Source organism: Curtobacterium sp. MCSS17_005, from assembly GCF_003234225.2.
In the GTDB taxonomy this organism is placed as follows: Bacteria; Actinomycetota; Actinomycetes; order Actinomycetales; family Microbacteriaceae; genus Curtobacterium; species Curtobacterium flaccumfaciens.
The window spans coordinates 833,720-853,104 of the sequence record NZ_CP126258.1; the positions used below are offsets into that span (position 1 = coordinate 833,720).

A 19,385-nucleotide genomic window follows, 5' to 3' on the forward strand; every position below is an offset into this window, starting at 1 on the left:
GCACCACGCCGCACCCGCCCGCGTCAGAGCTTGAACGTCGCCCGCGGGATGTCGGACACGATGCGGCGGGCGGTGCGGACGGCGTCCTCCTCCGAGACCTGGTGCGTGACCACGAGCGACGCCAGGTACGCCGCGTCCGCCCGCCGTGCCATGTCGTGCCGCGCGGGGATGGAGCAGTACGCACGGGTGTCGTCGATGAACCCGGAGGTCTTCGTGAACGACGCCGAGTCGGTGACGGCCGACCGGTAGCGCCCGATGGCCGCCGGGGTGTCGATGAACCACCACGGTGCGCCCGCGTACACGGCGGGGTAGAAGCCCGCGAGCGGCCCGATCTCGCGCGAGAAGACGGTCTCGTCGACGGTGAAGAGCACGAGGTGGAACCCGGGAGCGGTGCCGAAGGACTCGAGCAGCGGCCGGAGCGGCTCGGTGAAGGACCCGACGGCCGGCAGGTCGTGTCCGGTGTCCGGCCCGAAGCGCTCGAGCGTCGGGGTGTGGTGGTTCCGGATCACCCCGGGGTGCAGCTGCATGACGAGGCCGTCCTCGACGCTCATCTCCGCCCAGCGGTAGAGCATGTCGTGCCGGTACGCCGTCGCCTCGGCCTCCGTGACCGACGACGCATCGCGCAGCGCCGCCGCGTGGATGCGTTCCCGCTCGCTCGACGGCAGGGGAGCGGAGCCCGCGTCGAGCACCCCGGTGTCCGTGGCGGTCGCACCGTGCTCGATGAAGTAGTGGCGACGTGCGCGGAGAGCCGCCAGCAGCCCTGCGTGGGTGCCCGTGTCGATGCCGGAGGCCTCGCCGATCGACGCGACCACGGGCCTCCAGTCCGACCGCGTCGGGTCGAACACGGCGTCCGCGCGGAACGTGGGGAGCACCCGGCCGGTGAAGCCGGGGTCCGCCGCGAGCTGCGCGTGCCCAGCGAGGTCGTCCGCCGGGCCGTCCGTGGTGGCGAGGACCTCGATGCCGAAGGCGTCGAAGAGCGCGCGTGGCCGGAAGGCGGGGGACGCCAGCAGGCCGGCGATGTGGTCGTACTGGTCGTCGGCGTTCGCCGCGGACGGTGCCTGGTCGAGCCCGAACACGTCGTGCAGCTCCGTCTCGAACCAGTACCGCACGGGGGTTCCGAGGAAGTCGTCCCAGTGCTCCGCCAGCTGCCGCCAGATGGCACGGCCTGGCGGCGTCGGCTCAGCGGCATCGCGCCAGCGATGCGCCGACGCCGCCGGGCGAGCCTGCGAGCCCGGGCGGGGCCCCGACAGGTCCGCGCGTCCCAGCGCGGCCAGGTCCACCCCGTTCGCGTGCAGCAGGCGGAGCACGTAGTGGTCGGGCGTGATGAGCAGCGATGCGGGGTCGCTGAACGGCTGGTCCGAGGCGATCAGCGCTGCGTCGACGTGCCCGTGCGGCGAGATGATCGGTGCGTTCTTGACCGCCTCGTACACGGTGCGTGCGACGGCTCGCGCTCCGGGGTCGGCGGGGAACAGCCGGTCGGGGTGCGGTGCGAGCCGGGTGGGGGTGCTGGTGCGGGTCATCATCGACTCCTTCGAGGGCGGCGAGTTCGCCGGTGGCGAGTGCGGGGGCTGCTCGTGGGGGATCAGCCGGTGCCGGTGCCGGCACGGGGTACCGGCCCGGTCGACTCGCGCACGGTCAGGTGGGTGGGCAGGGCGACGGCGCCGGACATGTGCTCCCCGGGCAGTTCGTCGGCGGGCAGCGCGCCGAGCCGTCCGAGCAGCATCCGGATCGCGACCCGGCCGGCCCGCTCGATCGGCGAGGTCATCGTGGTGAGCGGCGGGTTGCAGAAGTCAGCGCCGAAGATGTCGTCGCAACCGACGATGCTCATGTCCTCGGGGACGCGGACTCCGCGCTCCCGCAGCCGGGCGAGCATCCCGATGGCGATCAGGTCGTTGAAGGCGATGCACGCGGTCGCACCGGCGTGCACGGCGGCGTCGGCGGCCGCGGCGCCGGAGTCGACGAAGGGTGCGTGCGGCCCGACCCGGGCGACACGGATCCCCAGGCGCTTGGCGACCTGCACGAGCGCGCGCCACCGACGCTCGTTCGACCACGAGCTGTCCGGCCCGGCGACGTACAGGATCTCCCGGTGTCCCAGCGACACCAGGTGCTGCACCGCCTGCTCCACCCCGCCGGGGGTGTCGATGAGCACCGATGGCACGCCGGTGGGTCGGCGGTTCACCACGACCAGGGGGATCCGCTCGGCGAACCGCGCGATCTGCGCGTCGGACAGTCGTGACGCCGTGAGCACGACCCCGTCGGCCTTCGCCCCCACGGCGGTGAGTGCGGCCATCTCGGCGTCGGCGGACTCCTCGGTGTCGACGAGCAGCTGCGTCCAGCCGGCCCCGGCGAGCTGGTGCTGGGTGCCGCGGATGACGTCGAAGTAGAAGGGGTTCGTGATGTCGGACACGAGCACGGCGACGGCGCGGGTGCGGCCGGAGGTCAGTGCCCGGGCCTGCGAGTTGGCGACGTAGCCGAGCTCGCGGGCTGCCCGCTGGATGCGCTCCTGGGTGACGGGGTTGACCCGGTCGGGCAGGGACAGGGCGCGGGAGACGGTGGACGCGGCGACCCCGGTGGCGTCGGCGATGTCGCGGATGGTGACGCGACGCGCGGCACCAGCGGCGGCGCCGGCAGCACGAGCACCAACGGCGGCGCCCGCGCCAGCGGCGACGGCGCCACCAGCACCGCCCGCGGCACCGCCCGTGCGCCCGCCACCGTCCGTCGAGAGGTCCTTCACGAGGCCGAACGTATTCGCGTCTGGCAACAAGTGGCAACCGGTTGCCGCATGTTGCCAACGGCGGAACAGTGGTGCCACCGAGCAGCGCCGCTCGGAGGAGGTCTCGAGGAGGAAACCCCCGTGAAGACGCGAAGACTGCAAGTCCGCACCCTCGTCGGTGCCGTCGCCGTGGTCGCCGTCGCCGCACTGTCCCTGCAGGGATGCGCTGTGGTGAACGGCAGCGGCGACGACCCGAACACCCTCCGCGTGATGATGGGCGCGGACACCACCTACCCCAAGGAACGCAAGCAGTGGCAGCGGGAGACCGCCGCCGAGTTCAAGCGCACCACCGGTGCGGACATCCAGTGGGAGACCTACTCGTCCGCGCAGGAGGAACTGACCGCGATCCAGACGAGCGTCATCTCCGGCCAGGGCCCCGACGTCTACGCGATCGGCACCACCTTCACCCCGACCGCGTACGCCACCGGTGCCTTCGTCGAGATGGGCACGAAGGAGTGGGACGCGATCGGCGGCAAGGACCAGTTCGACCCCGCGTCGTTCGGCATCTCCGGTCCGAGTGCGTCGAAGCAGATCGGGATCCCGTTCGCCAGCCGTCCGTTCGTGATGGCGGTGAACAAAGACCTGCTCGCGAAGGCCGGGATCACCGACATGCCCACGACGTGGGACGAGCTGACCGCCGACGCGAAGGCCACCACGGGTGACGGACGCCACGGGATGGCGATCGCCTACGCCGACGGCTTCGACCCCTGGAAGTTCGTGTGGGGGATGGCCCAGAACGCCGGCAACACGATCGTCGACGGCTCGAAGGCCGAGATCGACAGCGAGGCCGTCGAGAACGCCTACCGCACCTACTTCGACTGGGTGACGAAGGACGGCGTCGTCGACCCGGCCGCGATCGGTTGGAACAACGCCCAGGCCCTCGCGCAGTTCACCGAGGGCAAGGCCGCGTTCTTCCCGATGACGACCACCACCGCCATCAACTCCTTCACGGACACCAAGGTCGACGGCAAGTACGAGTTCGCCCTGCTGCCCACCGTCCCGCCGGGGGCGTCCGAGCGGCCGTCCGACGGCATCGAGGCCGCCAGCATCCTGTCCGGCGACAACTGGGTCGTCGCCGACTACGGCAGCAAGCAGGAGCTGTCGTTCGCGTTCGTCAAGCAGCTCAGCGCGCCGAAGGCCCAGCTCGAGTACTACGACCTGTTCGGCAACCTGCCGACCAACGCGTCGGCCGCCGCCGACCTGGCGGCCGACAACCCGCAGCTCAAGCCGATCATCGACGCCGGCCGCCTGTCCAAGCCGACCGCGTTCACCGGCGCCTGGTCCGACATCCAGCTCGCCCTGGTCGACGTGGTCGTGCAGTCGATCCCGTCGCTGAAGTCCGGCGAGGTCACCGACGACCAGCTCCGCAAGCGACTGCAGGACGCCCAGAAGGACGCCCAGGCCACCCTCGACCGTCAGAAGAACGGAGGTCTGTGATGACCAGCACGCAGACCAGGCCCCGCACCGACGCGGCGCCGCCCCGGCCGGTCCGTCCGGCCGGCAAGACGCCCCTCTACAAACGGGAGCGTCCACTGTGGATGCTCCTGCCCGGCGGGGTCCTCATGCTCGCCGTCATCGTGGTGCCGCTCCTGGTGGGCTTCTGGATCGCGATGCTCGACCTCGACCAGTACACGCTCCGCCAGTGGTTCAGCGCCCCGTTCGTCGGGTTCGCCAACTTCACGGAGGCGTTCACGAACTCGCCGCTGCTGCACTCCATCTGGATCTCGGTGTCGCTGTCGGTGCTCGTCACGGCCGTGACCGTGCCGATCGGGGTCGCCGCCGCGATCTCGACGCAGAACCGGTTCCCCGGTCGCGGGCTCGTCCGCTCGATCTACCTGATCCCGTACGTGCTCCCCGCGTTCGTCGTCGGCACGTTCTTCCGCACGATGCTCCAGCCGCAGGGGGTCGTGAACTCGATCCTGCACACCGATGTGCTGTGGCTGAACGGCTCGGCGTCGTACTGGGCGCTCGCCGGCGTGATGATCTGGACGAGCTGGCCCTTCGTCTACCTGCTGTCCCTGGCCGGACTGCAGGCCGTGGACAACGAGGTGCACGAGGCCGCCGCGCTCGACGGGGTGACCTGGTGGGCGAAGCTGCGGTACATCATCTTCCCGTACCTGCGCGGACCCCTCAGCCTCGCGGTGATCATCTCGATCCTGCACAACATCAACAACTTCACGCTGCCGTTCGTGCTGTTCGGCATCCCGCTGCCGTCCAGCGTCGAGGTGATGCCCGTCCTGACGTACATCGCGAGCTTCCAGTCGTTCCGCTTCGGCCTGTCCGCAGCGATGGCGATCTGCTCGCTCGTGATCGTCGCGATCCCGCTGTTCGTCTACCTGCGGGCGGTCAAGCTCGACACCGGCGACGACGCCGGCCCCAACCGGAAGCAGCGTCGCGCCGACCGCGCCACGCTCGCCGCCGCCCCGACCGCCGCCGACATCGACGGAGCACGCGCATGACCACCCCGAGCACGTCCTTCAGCACCCGCACCCGCCCCACCGCGACGCTCACCGAGAGCATCACGACCGGCAACGGCGGGCGACGGAACAAGCGCCCGTACGACACCGACGTCACCCGGCTGCTGCCGCGCTGGCTGCTCGTCACCGTCATCGCGGTGATCATCGCGTTCATCGCCGTCCCCGTGCTCTACATCCTGTTCGGCTCGGTGAACTCCGACGTCGCCGTCGCCCGTGGCGAGTACTTCCCGTCGGAGTTCACGCTGTCGAACTACGTCGAGATCTGGTCCACCGTCGCCCTCGGCGAGGGACTGGTGAACTCGATGCTCACCGCCGGTGCCGTCGCCGTCGCGAGTGCTGCGCTCGCCGTGTCCACGGCCTACGTGCTCGTCCGGTTCCGGTTCCTCGGGCGGCTCACCATCCTGCGTGGGCTCCTCGCGCTGCAGTCGATCCCGGGCACGCTCCTGCTCCTGCCGGTCTTCGTGGTGTTCTCGAACATCGCCAGCGCCACCGGCGTGCAGATCATCGGCACCCGGTGGGGCCTGTTCGTCACCTACCTGACCTTCGCCCTGCCGTTCTCGACGTGGGTGATGGTCACGTACCTGCGCGGCCTGCCGAAGGAACTCGAGGAAGCGGCGCGCATCGACGGCGCCAGCTCGACGAAGATCCTGACGAAGATCGTGCTCCCGCTGTCGTGGCCGGGCATCGTCGTGTCCGCGATCTTCGCCTTCCTGCTCGGCTGGAACGACGTCCTGTTCTCCACGATCATGACGACCCCGAACACCCGGACGGTGGCCGTGGTCCTGCAGGTGCTCGGCACCACCCAAGAGGGCGGCGCGGTTCCGATCTACGGCCAGATGATGGCCGCCTCGATCGTCTGCGCGGTCCCGGTCGTCGCCCTGTACCTGATCTTCCAGCGCTACCTGGTCGGCGGGCTCACCGCCGGCTCCGTCAAGTAGGCCGCAACCCAGAACCGGACTGGAGGCCCGTGGCCGTCCCGCCACGCGCCTCCCGTCCGAACGAAAGGACACCATGACCGACCAGCCCAGTTGGGAACTCTCCGGTTTCGGCGACGAGATCGACGCCGACCCGGTCGTCCAGGTCGCGGTCCTCCAGGCGCTCGGCGCGAGCGCCATCGAGGTCCGCAGCGCCTGGGGCGTCAACGTCGTCGACCTCGACGAGGACCAGCTCGCCCGACTCCACCGGCTGCTCGACGAGCGCGGCCAGACCGTGTCCGCGATCGCCTCGCCGATCGGCAAGGTGCCCGTCGACGAACCCGTCGAGCACGAGGTGTCACGGCTCGCCCGTGCGATCCGTGCCGCGCACGCCCTCGGCACGACGAACATCCGGATCTTCTCGTTCTACTTCGAGGGCCGCAGCCCCGACGACGTCCGCGACGACGTCCTCGTCCAGATGCGGGCGCTCGCCGACCTCGCCGAGCGCGAAGGCGTGACGCTGCTGCACGAGAACGAGAAGGACATCTACGGCGACGTCCCCGCGCGGGTGCTCGACATCGTCGAGAGCGTCGGTTCGTCCGCGCTCCGCCTGGCCTGGGACAACGCGAACTACGTGCAGTGCGGCGTCCGGCCCTTCACCGACGGCTGGGAGCAGCTCGCCCCCTACGTCGACTACCTGCAGGTCAAGGACGCCCTCGCCGCCGACTCGTCGGTGGTCCCCGCGGGCGAGGGTGACGGCGAACTGCTCCAGACCCTGACCGCCCTCCGCGACGCCGGGTACTCCGGGTACGCCTCGCTCGAGCCGCACCTCAGCGACTTCACCTCCCTCGGCGGGTTCTCCGGCCCCGCGGCCTTCGGTCGTGCCGGCCGGGCCTTCCGCACCCTCACCGACCAGATCGGAGTCACCCTGCGATGACCGAACCCACCAACCCGCTCCGCCTGGCCGTCGTCGGCGCCGGTGTCATCGGACGCCACCACGCCACCGTCGCCGTCCACCACCCCGACCTGCAGGTCGTCGCCCTCGTCGACGCCGTGCCCGAAGCCGCCACGAGCGCAGCCGACGCAATCGAGGCGATGGGCGTCGCCCGCCCGATCACGACGTCCACCATCGAGGAAGCGATCGAACAGACCGACATCGACGTCGTCGCCGTCTGCTCGCCGTCCGGCATGCACGTGCAGCTCGCCGAGGCCGCCCTGGCCGCCGGCAAGCACGTCGTCATCGAGAAGCCGCTCGACACCACGATGCCCCGGGCCCGGCAGATCGCGGCGCTCGCCGCAGCCGCTCGTGACCGCGGGCTCGTCACGAGCGTCATCAGCCAGCACCGCTTCGACCCGGCGTCGGCGGCCGTCGCCCGGGCCGCGCACGACGGCGGGTTCGGCACCGTGACCTCGGGGCTCGCGAGCGTCGCGTGGTACCGGTCGCAGGGGTACTACGACTCCGGTGACTGGCGCGGCACCTGGGCGCTCGACGGCGGCGGCGCGGTGATGAACCAGGGCGTGCACACCGTCGACCTGCTCGTCTGGGCGCTCGGTCGTCCGGTCGAGATCTCCGCGCAGACCGGCCTGCTCGCGCACGACCGCATCGAGGTCGAGGACACCGCCGTCGCCACGGTCCGGTTCGCCGGCGGGGCGCTCGGGGTCGTCCACTGCACGACCGCGGCGTACCCGGGGCTCTCCGCCCGGTACGCCGTGTACGGCACGCACGGCTCCGCCATCGTCGACGACGACCGGCTCGCCTACTTCCACATCGCCCCGGACACCGCCACGCTCGAGTCCGCCGCGACCACGTCGAACGCCACCGCGGTCGCCGGAGCCGTCGACCAGAAAGACGACGTCGTCCCGCCCGAGCACGTCGTCGGCGGCCCGGCCGAACCCGACCACTTCGCCGCGGGGCACGCTCGGCAGTACACGGACATCGTCGACGCGATCCGACAAGGGCGCGAACCGGGTGTCACCGTCGACGCGGCCCTGGTCTCGCTCGCCACCGTCCGCGGGCTCTACGTCAGCGCGACGCTCGGGCAACCCGTCCGCATCGACGACGTGATCGAGGGAAAGTACGACGACGTGGTGCCGGTCGTCGGCACACCCGCAACCGCCACCGCGACCGAAGGAGCCACCCGATGAAGTTCTCCGTGTTCACCGCCTCCACCCCCGACTGGACCCCGTCCGAAGCCGCCGAGACCCTGGCCGCACAGGGCTGGGACGGCATCGAGTGGCGCATCGTCGACGACCGCCCTGCCGACGGCGCCGAAGTCCCCGTCGAGCGGTCGTTCTGGGCGGGCAACAACTCGACGTGGCAGTACACCGGCATCCGCGACCGGGTCGGCGAGATCGCCCGGGTCACCGACGCCGCCGGGCTCGAGTACTCGGGCATCGGCGGCTACCAGCCGGCCGCCGACCACGACGGCGTCGAGACCATGCTGCGCGTGACCAGCGAACTCGGCGCCCGGCAGGTCCGCGTCACGATGCCGCACTACCGTGCCGAGCAGGAACGCATTGGCGAGACCTACCCGCAGCTCTTCGACCGCACCCGCGCCGACCTCGAGTGGGTCGCGTCGCGTGCGTCGGAGCTCGGCGTGAAAGCACTCGTCGAGCTGCACCACATGACGATCACGCCGTCGGCCTCCGCGGCACTGCGACTGATCGACGGTCTCGACCCCGCACACGTCGGCGTCATCCACGACCTCGGCAACCTCGTGATCGAGGGGTACGAGGACCACCTCGCCGCGTTCGAACTGCTCGGGCCGTACCTGGCACACGCCCACGTGAAGAACGCCCGCTGGGTGGACACCGGCGACACCCGTGCCGACGGCAGTTCGATCTGGCAGCACGAGTGGGCACCCCTGCGCACCGGCCAGGCGTCGGTGTCCGAGTACCTCGACGCGCTCCGCCAGGTCGGGTACGACGGGTGGGTCACCATCGAGGACTTCTCCACCGACCTCCCGCTCGAGACCCGCACCGCCGACAACCTGGCGTACCTCCGCTCCCTCGTGCCGGTGTCGGCATGACCGATCGGCGTCCGGGCATCGTCCACCTGGGGGTGGGCGCGTTCGCTCGTGCCCACCTCGCCTGGTACACCGCCCACACCACGGGGGAGCCGTGGGGCATCACCGCCTTCACCGGCCGCTCGCCCGCCGCCGCGGACGCGTTGATCGCGCAGGACTGCCGGTACACGCTCGTCACCCGAGCCGCGTCCGGCGACGGAGCCGAGGTGGTCGACACGATCGTGGCCGCCCACCCGGGCAGCGACGACACGGCCTGGAGGCACGTGGTCGCGTCCCCGGAGACGACCATCGTCACGCTGACGGTCACCGAGCAGGGCTACCGGCCCGGTTCCGACGTGCCGGCGCGGCTGGTCGCGGGGCTCGACGCCCGCCGTGCCGCCGGGTCCGGGCGCATCGCGCTGGTCAGTCTCGACAACCTGACGCGCAACGGGGTGGTCCTCCGCGACGCCGTGCTCGACGCCGTCACCGACGACGCCCTGCACGACTGGATCGAGGCGAACGTCACGTTCCCGAGCTCGATGGTCGACCGGATCACCCCGGCCACCACCGACGACGACGTCGCGCGCCTGTCGGAACTGCCGGGTGCGCTCGCCGGAGACCGGGTCCCCGTCGTCACCGAGCCGTTCGCCGAGTGGGCGCTCGAGGACGCCTTCGACGGGATCGACCGACCGGCGTGGCAGACGGCCGGCGTCCGGATCGTCGACGACGTCACCCCGTACGAGCAGCGGAAGCTCTGGCTGCTGAACGGCTCGCACTCGCTCCTCGCCTACCTGGGGCTGCAGCTCGGCCACGACACCGTGGCCGAGGCGATGGACGACCCGGTCTGCCGCACCGCCGTCGAGCAGCTCTGGGACGAAGCCGCGCTCGAGCTGCCCCTGCCCGAGGCCGAGGTCAAAGACGCCCGCACGGCCCTGGTCGAACGGTTCGCCAACCCGCGCATCCGGCACACGCTTCGGCAGATCGCGTCCGGCGGCTCGCAGAAGCTGCCCGTCCGTGTCGTCGACGTCGTGCGGCACCGGCTCGCCCGCGACCCCTCGGCCGGCATCGGCACCGGAGCGGCCACCGCCCTCGCCGCGTGGTGGTTGCACGTCACCGAGCAGTCCGACCTGGTGGACGACCCCGGTGCCCCCGGGCCAGACTCGGACGTGCACGACGTCCTGGCCGTCGTCGCGCCCGAACTCGACACCACCCCCGTGGTCGCCGCCGTGACGGCGGCGGCCGACCGCATCCGCACCGCCGCGGCACCCGCCCGCGAACGCTCCAACGGAGGAGTCCACGCATGACCGACACGAACACCACGAACCCCGCGGCCCCGGTCCCCGGCGCCACCGACAGCGGGCCGGCCGAGACCACCGCCGGCCGTCCGGACACCTGGGCCTCGGCGGACCGCGGCCAGCTGATCGAGCGGGCCGAGGTCATCGTGACCAGCCCGAACCGGAACTTCGTGACGCTCAAGCTCACCACGGCCGACGGCGTCACCGGGCTCGGCGACGCCACCCTGAACGGCCGCGAGCTCGCGGTCTCCGCGTACCTGTCCGAGCACGTCGTCCCGCTGCTCGTCGGCCGTGACGCCAGCCGCATCGAGGACGCCTGGCAGTTCCTGTACCGGTCGTCGTACTGGCGCCGTGGTCCGGTCACCATGGCCGCGATCGCGGCCGTCGACATGGCCCTCTGGGACATCAAGGCGAAGGTCGCCGGGATGCCGCTGTACCAGCTGCTCGGCGGGGCATCGCGCACCGGGCTCATGGCGTACGGCCACGCCTCGGGCAAGGAGCTGCCCGAACTGTTCGACTCCATCCGCGAGCACCAGGAAGAGGGCTACCGCTCGATCCGGGTGCAGACCGGCGTCCCCGGTCTCGAGTCCATCTACGGCATCGCGTCGAACAGGACCACCGAGGGCAACGCCGGCGTCCGCTACGACTTCGAGCCCGCCCAGCGCGGGGCGTACCCGGCGATGGAGGACTGGGACACCCGCGCCTACCTGCGCCACGTGCCCACCGTGTTCGAGGCCGTCCGCAACGAGTTCGGCCCCGAACTGCCGCTGCTGCACGACGGCCACCACCGGATGACCCCGCTGCAGGCTGCCAAGCTCGGCAAGTCGCTCGAGCCCTACGACCTGTTCTGGCTCGAGGACTGCACCCCCGCCGAGAACCAGGAGGCCCTGAAGCTCGTCCGGCAGCACACCACGACGCCGCTGGCGATCGGGGAGGTCTTCAACACCATCTGGGACTTCAAGGACATCATCCGCGACCAGCTCATCGACTACGTCCGCGGTGCCGTGACGCACATGGGCGGCGTCACCCCGCTCAAGAAGACGATGGAGTACGCGGCGCTCTACCAGGTCAGGTCCGGGTTCCACGGACCGACCGACATCTCCCCGGTGGGGCTCGCCGCGCAGATGCACCTCGGGCTCGCGATCCACAACTTCGGCATCCAGGAGTACATGCAGCACGGACCGCAGACCAACCAGGTGTTCCACCAGACGTTCACGTTCACCGACGGCTACCTGCACCCGGGTGACGAGCCGGGCCTCGGGGTCAGCCTCGACGTCGACGAGGCCGGCAAGTACCCCTACGAGCAGGCGTACCTGCCGTTCAACCGCCTGGCCGACGGCACCGTCCACGACTGGTAGTCCCCGGCGCCGTGGCGGGCACGGTGTTGAACGGGCACGGTGTTGAGCAGGCACAGTGGTCGCATGGACTTCGCCGACGTCGCCAGGGAGCTGCTGCTCGTCGCACCGCAGGACTTCGTCGCCGAGCGAACCGCACGGCAGCGCGCGGTGCGGAAGGACGACCGTGCCCTCGCGACGGCGGTCGGGCAGCTCCGGAAGCCCGCCCCGGCCGCATGGGTGATCGACCTGCTCGCGCACGACAGTGCCCTCGACGACGCCGTCGACCTCGGACCGGCGCTCCGCAAGGCCCAGGCCGACGCCGACCCCGACGCGATCCGGACCCTCCGTCGGCAGCGCGCCGAGGTCGTCGACGCCCTCGCGCAGGCCGGTGCGGACCTGGCGTCCGACGCCGGACACCCCGTCACCCCGGCGGTGCTCGAGCAGGTCCGGTCGACGATCGAGGCGGCGATGGCAGACCCGCACGCCGGAGCGGTCGTCCGGTCGGGGCTGCTCGTGACGGCGCTCGAGAGCGTGGGGTTCGACGCGGTCGACCTCGACGGGGCGCTCGCGGATCCGGACGCGGTGCCCGATGCCTGGTCCGGCAGTGATGCCCCACCCATCCCCATCTCCCAGGCGAGGGGTGCGCGGAAGGCGAGCCGTGCCTCCAGGCCCGCGCAGCGCGACGCCCCGGAACCGGACGCCGAACCCGAACCCGAACCCGAGCCGAAGCGCGACCCCGCCGCCGACCGGAAGGCCGCGCGCCAGGCCGAGACCGCAGCGCGCACGGAGTCGCGCGACGCCGACGCCGCGCTCGACACCGCCGAGGCCGATCTCGAACAGGCCGAGGAGCGCCGCGCGGAGCTCCAGCGTGCCCTCGAGCAGGCCGAGGCCGAGATCACCCGGCTCGAGGCAGCCCGCGACGAGGCCGAGGCGGCGAGCGACCGGGCGCGCGACGTCCTCCGCGCCGCGCAGGAGCACCGGCGGAAGGTCGGGCGCTGAGCGGCGTCGCAGCCGGAGCGGGCAGATCACGGGACGACACGCCCGGACGGTCCTGCTAGACTCAATCCCTGACTTCGGCGAGGGCTGCGTACGCGCGGCCGTGATCGACGCGGTGGGATACCCGGCAAGACCCTGGGATCGTTCCTCACGCGTGCACGCGTTCGAGTTGCAACACCACAGACCCCCACGATGCCGGCACCCCGGCGTCGTCCCCGACACCAGGAGGCACCATGGCCGACTACACCAAGCTCGCAGCGGAAGTCCGCACCAAGTTCGGCAAGGGCGCTGCTCGCAAGCTCCGCGCGGCCGACAAGATCCCCGCGGTCGTCTACGGCCACGGCACCGAGCCGAAGCACATCTCGCTGCCCGGTCACGAGACCATGCTGCTCGTCCGTACCGCCAACGCGGTCGTCGACCTCGACATCGAGGGTGCTGCACAGCTCGCCCTCGTCAAGGACGTCCAGCGTGACCCGGTGCGCCAGATCATCGAGCACATCGACCTCGTGGTCCTCCGCCGCGGCGAGAAGGTCACGGTCGACGTGCCCGTCGTCATCGAGGGCGAGTCCTTCTCCGGCACCATCCACGTGCAGGACCTCAACACGATCTCGCTGCTCGTGCTCGCCACCGACATCCCGGAGCACGTCTCCGTGAACGTCGAGGGCCTCGAGGACGGCGTGCAGGTCCACGCCGCGCAGCTCGAGCTCCCCGAGGGCGCCGAGCTCGAGACCGACCCCGAGGCGCTGGTCGTCGCGATCGTCACCCCGCGTGGCACCGCTGACGACGACGCTGCGGACGAGGCCTCGGCCGAGGCCGGCGCCGAGTCGGGTGCCGAGGGCGCCGCGGACTCCGAGTAACACCCCTTCGAAGACATCTGGTCGACGCTGTGACACTGCGCTCATGAACGGCAGCAGCATCCTGGTGGTGGTCGGGCTCGGGAACCCCGGGCCCGACTACGCCGGCAACCGCCACAACGTCGGCCAGATGGTCCTCGACGAACTCGCGTCCCGCATGGGAGCCACGTTCAAGAAGCACAAGACGCCGAACCAGGTCGCCGAGGGGCGCCTGGTGCCCGGCGGCACACGACTCGTGCTGGCGAAGCCCGGGTCGTTCATGAACACCTCGGGCGGACCGGTCTCCTCGGTGCTCGGGTTCTACAGCGCCACTCCGGCCGACCTCGTCGTCGTGCACGACGAGCTCGACCTGCCGTTCGACACCGTCCGCCTGAAGGGCAGTGGCGGGCACGGCGGGCACAACGGGCTGCGCGACATCATCAAGGCCACCGGAACGAACGAGTTCATGCGCGTCCGGGTGGGCATCGGTCGTCCGCCCGGTCGGCAGGACCCGGCCGACTACGTGCTGCGTGACTTCTCCGCCGCCGAGAAGAAGACGCTGCCGATCCTGCTGGCCGACGCGGCCGACGCGGTAGAGGCGATCGCCGAGGTCGGGCTGCTCGCCGCACAGCAGCGCGTGCACGCTCCGTCCTGAGCGCTCCGTGCTGGGCGTCGGCGCTGTTCGCCCGTCGCGCACGCCGCGGCCGGTGTCGGTGGCGGCCGGTACCATCTCCTGAGTGACGATCTCGGGCATCATCCCTGCGCTCTCGCGCGCCTCCGCCTTCGATCGCGTGCTGCGCGCCGCACCGCGCGACGCCGACTTCTCCGTCGTGGACGGCCTGCGCGTGCCGCTGCTCGGCGCGCTGCTCGCCGAGCGCAACGGTCCGCAGTGCGTCCTCGTCATCACGGCGACCGGGCGTGAAGCCGAGGCGGTCCGCGAAGCGTTCGGCAGCTACGTCCCCGACGCCGACGTGCTCGAGTTCCCGGCGTGGGAGACCCTGCCGCACGAACGCCTCAGCCCGAGTGCCCAGACCGTCGGCACGCGCATCGCGACGCTCCGGAAGCTCGCGGCGTGGCAGGCCGCGGACCCGGCCGAGCGTCGCCAGACCATCGTCGTCGCGAGCGTCCGCGCCGCGCTGCAGCCGATCGCGAGCAACCTGACCTCCCTGGCGCCCGTGGTGCTGCGGACCGACTCGCGGGGCAACGACCTGGCGGCGATCGCGTCCCAGCTGGTGGACCTCGCCTACTCGCGCGTCGACCTCGTCACCCGCCGTGGTGAGTTCGCGGTGCGCGGTGGCATCCTCGACGTCTTCCCGCCGACGGCCGACCACCCGGCACGCGTCGACTTCTTCGGCGACGAGATCGAGGCGATCAAGGCGTTCTCCGTCGCCGACCAGCGCACGACCGAGGACGACCTCGGCTCGGTCGAGTTGACCGCCTCGCGCGAACTCCTGCTCAGCGACGACGTCCGGCAGCGGGCGCGCGAGATGCTGCACGAGTTCCCGAACCTGTCGCAGATGCTCGCGAAGATCGCCGAGGGCATCCCGGTCGAGGGCATGGAGTCCCTCGCCCCGGCGCTCGTGCAGGACCTCGTGCCGATGACCTCCTACCTGCCGGACGACGCCACCATCGCGGTGTTCTCGCCCGAGCGGGTGAACGGCCGGGCGAACAGCCTCGCCGAGACGAACACCGAGTTCCTGCAGGCGGCCTGGAGCGCAGCGGTCGCCGGTGCCCAGGCGCCGATCGACCTCGACGCGGGCAACTTCCTGACCGTGCAGCAGCTCAAGAACACCCGGGGGCAGCGCACCTGGTGGACGGTGTCGCCGTTCGACTCCGGCCTCGACGAAGGGGACACCGAGCGCGTCCTCACCGACGCCGAGGCGGCTGCCGAGGCCGGCGAGTACATCCGCGTCCGGGCCGAGGCGGTGCCGAGCTTCGCGGGCAGCGCCGACGGGGCGATCGCGCACGTCAAGTCGCTGACCGACGACGGGTGGGCCGTCGTGGTGACCGCGCAGGGCCAGGGCCTGGTCGAGCGTGCGGTGCAGGTGCTCGCCGACGCCGGGGTCGCCGCTCGTGCCGCAGCGGTCGACGCGCCGCCCGAGCCGGGGTTCGCCGTCGTGACGACCGCGACCGTCGAGCACGGCTTCGCCATCCCAGACCCCCGCATCGCGGTCCTGAGCGAGGCGGAGTTCTACGGCCGCAGCGTCCAGCAGGGTGCCCGCACCGTCAAGAAGCTCGCGAGCCGACGCAAGAACGTCGTCGACCCGCTGCAGCTCAAGCCGGGCGACGTCGTCGTGCACGCGACCCACGGCATCGGCAAGTTCGTCGAGCTCGTCAGCCGCGAGGTCTCCAGCGGTGGCCGGAACGCCGTGAAGACGCAGCGCGAGTACCTCGTGCTCGAGTACGCGCCGTCGAAGCGCAACTACCCGGGTGACAAGCTCTTCGTGCCGACCGACCAGCTCGACCAGCTGTCGCGCTACGTCGGTGGCGAGTCCCCGACCCTGTCGAAGATGGGCGGCTCGGACTGGTCCGCCGCCAAGTCGAAGGCCCGCAAGGCCGTCCGCGACATCGCAGTCGACCTGGTCAAGCTCTACTCGGCGCGCATGGCGTCGAAGGGGCACGCGTTCGGTCCGGACACGCCGTGGCAGCGCGAGCTGGAAGAGGCGTTCCCGTTCGCCGAGACCGCCGACCAGCTCACCACGATCGACGAGATCAAGCGCGACATGGAACGCCCGATCCCGATGGACCGCCTGCTCTCCGGCGACGTCGGCTACGGCAAGACCGAAGTCGCGATCCGTGCCGCGTTCAAGGCCGTGCAGGACGGCAAGCAGGTCGTCATGCTCGTCCCGACGACCCTGCTCGTCCGCCAGCACATGGAGACGCTCCAGGAGCGCTTCGCCGGGTTCCCCGTGCACCTGCGGGCCCTGAGCCGGTTCCAGACCGAGAAGGAGTCGAAGGAGACCATCGCCGGGCTCGCCGACGGCACGGTCGACATCGTGATCGCGACCCACCGGATCCTGTCGCAGGGCATCACCTTCAAGGACGTCGGGCTCGTCATCATCGACGAGGAACAGCGGTTCGGCGTCGAGCACAAGGACCAGCTCAAGAAGTTCAAGACGAACGTCGACGTCCTGGCGATGTCGGCGACCCCGATCCCGCGCTCGCTCGAGATGGCGGTCACGGGCATCCGCGAGATGTCGACCCTCGCCACCCCGCCCGAGGACCGCCACCCGATCCTGACCTTCGTCGGACCGCAGTCCGACCTGCAGGTGGCGGCGGCGATCCGCCGCGAGCTGCTGCGCGAGGGCCAGGTGTTCTACGTGCACAACCGCGTGAAGGACATCCAGTCGGTCGCCGCGCACCTGGCCGAGATCGTGCCGGACGCCCGCATCGCCGTGGCGCACGGGCAGATGTCGGAGACCACCCTCGAGCAGGTCATGGTCGACTTCTGGGAGCGCCGCTTCGACGTCCTCGTCTCGACGACGATCATCGAGACGGGCCTGGACATCGCGAACGCGAACACGCTCATCATCGACAAGGCGGACAAGTACGGCCTGTCGCAGCTGCACCAGCTGCGCGGTCGTGTCGGCCGTGGGCGGGAGCGCGGGTACGCGTACTTCCTCTACGACTCCGACAAGCCGCTGTCCGAGACCGCGCAGGACCGCCTCGAGACCATCGCCGCGAACAACGAGCTCGGCGCGGGCATGCAGGTCGCCATGAAGGACCTCGAGATCCGCGGGGCCGGCAACCTGCTCGGCGGGGAGCAGTCCGGCCACATCGCAGGCGTCGGGTTCGACCTGTACCTGCGGATGATCGGCGAGGCGGTGTCGCAGTTCCGTGGCGACGTCGCCGAGGGGCAGACCGAGCTCCGGCTCGAGATCCCCGTCGACGCGCACATCCCCGAGGACTACGTCGAGTCCGAGCGACTCCGACTCGAGGCGTACCAGAAGCTCTCGGCGGCCTCGGCCCCGACGGCCCAGCCGAACGCGATCGACATGGTGCTCGACGAGCTCACCGACCGCTACGGGCAGCCGCCGCAGGCCGTGCAGACCCTGGTCGAGGTCTCCCGCCTCCGTCGCATGGCGCAGCAGGTCGGCCTGTCCGACGTCGTGGTGATGGGCTCGAACCTGCGGGTCGCCGGCAAGGAGCTCGCCGACTCGTCGCAGGTGCGCCTGAAGCGCATGTTCCCGGGGGCGCGCTGGTTCCCGCAGCAGAACGCGACGAGCATCCCGATGCCGCGTCCGCACGACCAGGCGCTGCCGGACGACGCCCTCATCCAGTGGGTGGAGAGCATCCTCACCGCCGTCTACGGGGCGACGACCCCCGCAGAGGCGCCGGCCGCGTAGACGCGAGCGCCGACGGACTGGAGGCACGGTGCGGGCCCGCACCGTGCCTCCAGTCCGTCATCGGCCACGTCCACGGCGCGCACGCCGTTCGCGACGATCCATGCGTCGAACGACGCGTGGCCTGTCGTGGAACGGGTGCGAACCGCGACCCGCGACCCGCTACTCGGTGTCCTCGGCCTCGGACAGCTCGCGGCGCGCGCGGTACGCCCGCGCCCGCAGGGTGACGACGACCGCCGACGCGACGATGGCGATGCCCGAGCCGACGAGCACGGCGAGGACGCCCTCGTCGAGGATCTCCTCGTTGCGGGCGAACGCCAGCTCGTTCATGAGCAGCGACACCGTGAACCCGATGCCGCCGAGCACGCCGACGGTGATGATCGAGAAGAACGACAGCGACGAGCGGCCGGGCGAGCGGAAGATCCGCGTGGCGATCGTGCCGAACAGCGTGATGCCGATGACCTTGCCGACCGGCAGCGCGAGGACGACCGCCCAGAACGTGGGGGAGAGCTCGCTGATGCCGACCGAGGGGATGATGACGGCGGCCGACGCGAACGCGAACACCGGCAGCACGATGGCGTTCGACCACGGCTCGACGTTCTCGTGCAGGGTGTGGCCCGGACGACGGGGCAGCACGAGCCCGAGCGCGACGCCCGCGATCGTGGCGTGCACACCGGCGTGGTAGACGAGCCACCAGGTCAGGAGCCCGACGACGACCATCGCCACGATGATGAACGTCTGCCCGCTGCGCCCCGGACGGAGCATCCGGCCGAGCAGCCAGAACACCGCGAGGGTGACGACAGCGCCCGCGAGGGCCAGGAAGTCGGTGTCGTGCGCGAACACCACGGCGATGATGATGATCGCGATGAGGTCGTCGAGCACGGCCAGCGCGAGCAGGAACACCCGGATGCCGCTCGGCAGCCCGCGACCGAACATGGCGAGCACCCCGAGCGCGAACGCGATGTCCGTCGCCGTCGGGATCGGCCAACCGTGCGTGTACTGCGTGCCCGCGGTGACGAGCAGGAAGATGCCGGCCGGGACGAGCACGCCGCCGACCGCGGCGATGGCGGGGATGATCGCGGTCTTGGGGTTCGACAGCTCGCCGTCGACGAGTTCCTGCTTCAGCTCGATCGCGACGAGCAGGAAGAACACCGCGAGCAGACCGTCGCTGATCCAGTGCGCGATCGACAGGTCGAGGCCGAGGGCACCGAGCGGCAGGTGCGCGTCGAGCAGCCGTTCGAGGCCGGGGCCGATCGGGGAGTTCGCCACGACCAGGCCGAGCACGGCGGCGGTGAGGAGCGCGATGGCGCTGAAGCGGGGGGAGCGGACGAGGGACGACATGGATCTCCGTCTCGAGGGGTCGGGTGAGTGTCCGTCGACCAGACTTCCCGACACACCACCGCCAGTCTACG

General features: G+C 71.1%; 15 protein-coding genes. 12 read left to right on the forward strand and 3 right to left on the reverse strand.

What is annotated here, in order from left to right; all coding sequences use genetic code 11:
• Window positions 1-23: 23 nt before the first annotated feature.
• The gene (gene uxaC / locus DEJ20_RS04150; RefSeq protein WP_111235387.1) at window positions 24-1,520 is read right to left on the reverse strand and encodes a glucuronate isomerase; all 1,497 of its coding nucleotides are present in this window, start codon (window positions 1,518-1,520) and stop codon (window positions 24-26) included.
• A 62-nt stretch (window positions 1,521-1,582) separates the two neighbouring features.
• Window positions 1,583-2,734: a LacI family DNA-binding transcriptional regulator gene (locus DEJ20_RS04155; protein WP_181431547.1), complete on the reverse strand. Its 1,152-nt coding sequence runs from the start codon at window positions 2,732-2,734 to the stop codon at window positions 1,583-1,585.
• 120 nt (window positions 2,735-2,854) lie between these two features.
• Here DEJ20_RS04155 and DEJ20_RS04160 point away from each other — a divergent pair, with 120 nt between their 5' ends.
• The 12 genes from DEJ20_RS04160 (at window position 2,855) to mfd (ending at window position 17,976) form a co-directional block, all read left to right on the forward strand.
• Complete coding sequence (locus DEJ20_RS04160) at window positions 2,855-4,210, forward strand: ABC transporter substrate-binding protein (protein ID WP_181431548.1); 1,356 nt, start codon at window positions 2,855-2,857, stop codon at window positions 4,208-4,210.
• Window positions 4,210-5,232 carry a carbohydrate ABC transporter permease gene (locus DEJ20_RS04165; protein ID WP_027464479.1) on the forward strand — a complete coding sequence of 341 codons (1,023 nt, stop codon included), beginning with the start codon at window positions 4,210-4,212 and terminating at the stop codon, window positions 5,230-5,232. Before DEJ20_RS04160 ends, DEJ20_RS04165 begins: the two co-directional genes overlap by 1 nt.
• Complete coding sequence (locus DEJ20_RS04170) at window positions 5,229-6,188, forward strand: carbohydrate ABC transporter permease (RefSeq protein ID WP_027464480.1); 960 nt, start codon at window positions 5,229-5,231, stop codon at window positions 6,186-6,188. Before DEJ20_RS04165 ends, DEJ20_RS04170 begins: the two co-directional genes overlap by 4 nt.
• Window positions 6,189-6,261: 73 nt before the next feature.
• Complete coding sequence (locus DEJ20_RS04175) at window positions 6,262-7,101, forward strand: sugar phosphate isomerase/epimerase family protein (protein WP_111235388.1); 840 nt, start codon at window positions 6,262-6,264, stop codon at window positions 7,099-7,101.
• Window positions 7,098-8,309, forward strand: a complete 1,212-nt coding sequence (locus tag DEJ20_RS04180) for a Gfo/Idh/MocA family oxidoreductase (protein ID WP_111235389.1) — start codon at window positions 7,098-7,100, stop codon at window positions 8,307-8,309. Before DEJ20_RS04175 ends, DEJ20_RS04180 begins: the two co-directional genes overlap by 4 nt.
• Window positions 8,306-9,193, forward strand: a complete 888-nt coding sequence (locus DEJ20_RS04185; protein WP_111235390.1) for a sugar phosphate isomerase/epimerase family protein — start codon at window positions 8,306-8,308, stop codon at window positions 9,191-9,193. Before DEJ20_RS04180 ends, DEJ20_RS04185 begins: the two co-directional genes overlap by 4 nt.
• Window positions 9,190-10,473 (forward strand): mannitol dehydrogenase family protein, encoded by a 1,284-nt coding sequence (locus tag DEJ20_RS04190; RefSeq protein WP_111235391.1) that lies wholly within the window; start codon window positions 9,190-9,192, stop codon window positions 10,471-10,473. Before DEJ20_RS04185 ends, DEJ20_RS04190 begins: the two co-directional genes overlap by 4 nt.
• Window positions 10,470-11,822: a D-mannonate dehydratase ManD gene (manD, locus tag DEJ20_RS04195; RefSeq protein ID WP_239001473.1), complete on the forward strand. Its 1,353-nt coding sequence runs from the start codon at window positions 10,470-10,472 to the stop codon at window positions 11,820-11,822. The genes DEJ20_RS04190 and manD overlap by 4 nt, the downstream gene beginning before the upstream one ends.
• A gap of 63 nt (window positions 11,823-11,885) precedes the next feature.
• Window positions 11,886-12,800: a hypothetical protein gene (locus tag DEJ20_RS04200; protein WP_111235392.1), complete on the forward strand. Its 915-nt coding sequence runs from the start codon at window positions 11,886-11,888 to the stop codon at window positions 12,798-12,800.
• Between the two features lie 230 nt (window positions 12,801-13,030).
• Complete coding sequence (locus DEJ20_RS04205; RefSeq protein ID WP_111235393.1) at window positions 13,031-13,654, forward strand: 50S ribosomal protein L25/general stress protein Ctc; 624 nt, start codon at window positions 13,031-13,033, stop codon at window positions 13,652-13,654.
• Window positions 13,655-13,697: 43 nt separating this feature from the next.
• Window positions 13,698-14,285: an aminoacyl-tRNA hydrolase gene (gene pth, locus DEJ20_RS04210; RefSeq protein WP_111235394.1), complete on the forward strand. Its 588-nt coding sequence runs from the start codon at window positions 13,698-13,700 to the stop codon at window positions 14,283-14,285.
• 82 nt (window positions 14,286-14,367) lie between these two features.
• On the forward strand, window positions 14,368-17,976 hold the full coding sequence (gene mfd, locus DEJ20_RS04215; protein ID WP_111235395.1) for a transcription-repair coupling factor: 3,609 nt from the start codon (window positions 14,368-14,370) through the stop codon (window positions 17,974-17,976).
• A gap of 159 nt (window positions 17,977-18,135) precedes the next feature.
• Here mfd and nhaA read toward each other — a convergent pair whose 3' ends face one another.
• The gene (nhaA, locus tag DEJ20_RS04220; RefSeq protein ID WP_111235396.1) at window positions 18,136-19,314 is read right to left on the reverse strand and encodes a Na+/H+ antiporter NhaA; all 1,179 of its coding nucleotides are present in this window, start codon (window positions 19,312-19,314) and stop codon (window positions 18,136-18,138) included.
• Between the last annotated feature and the right edge of the window lie 71 nt (window positions 19,315-19,385).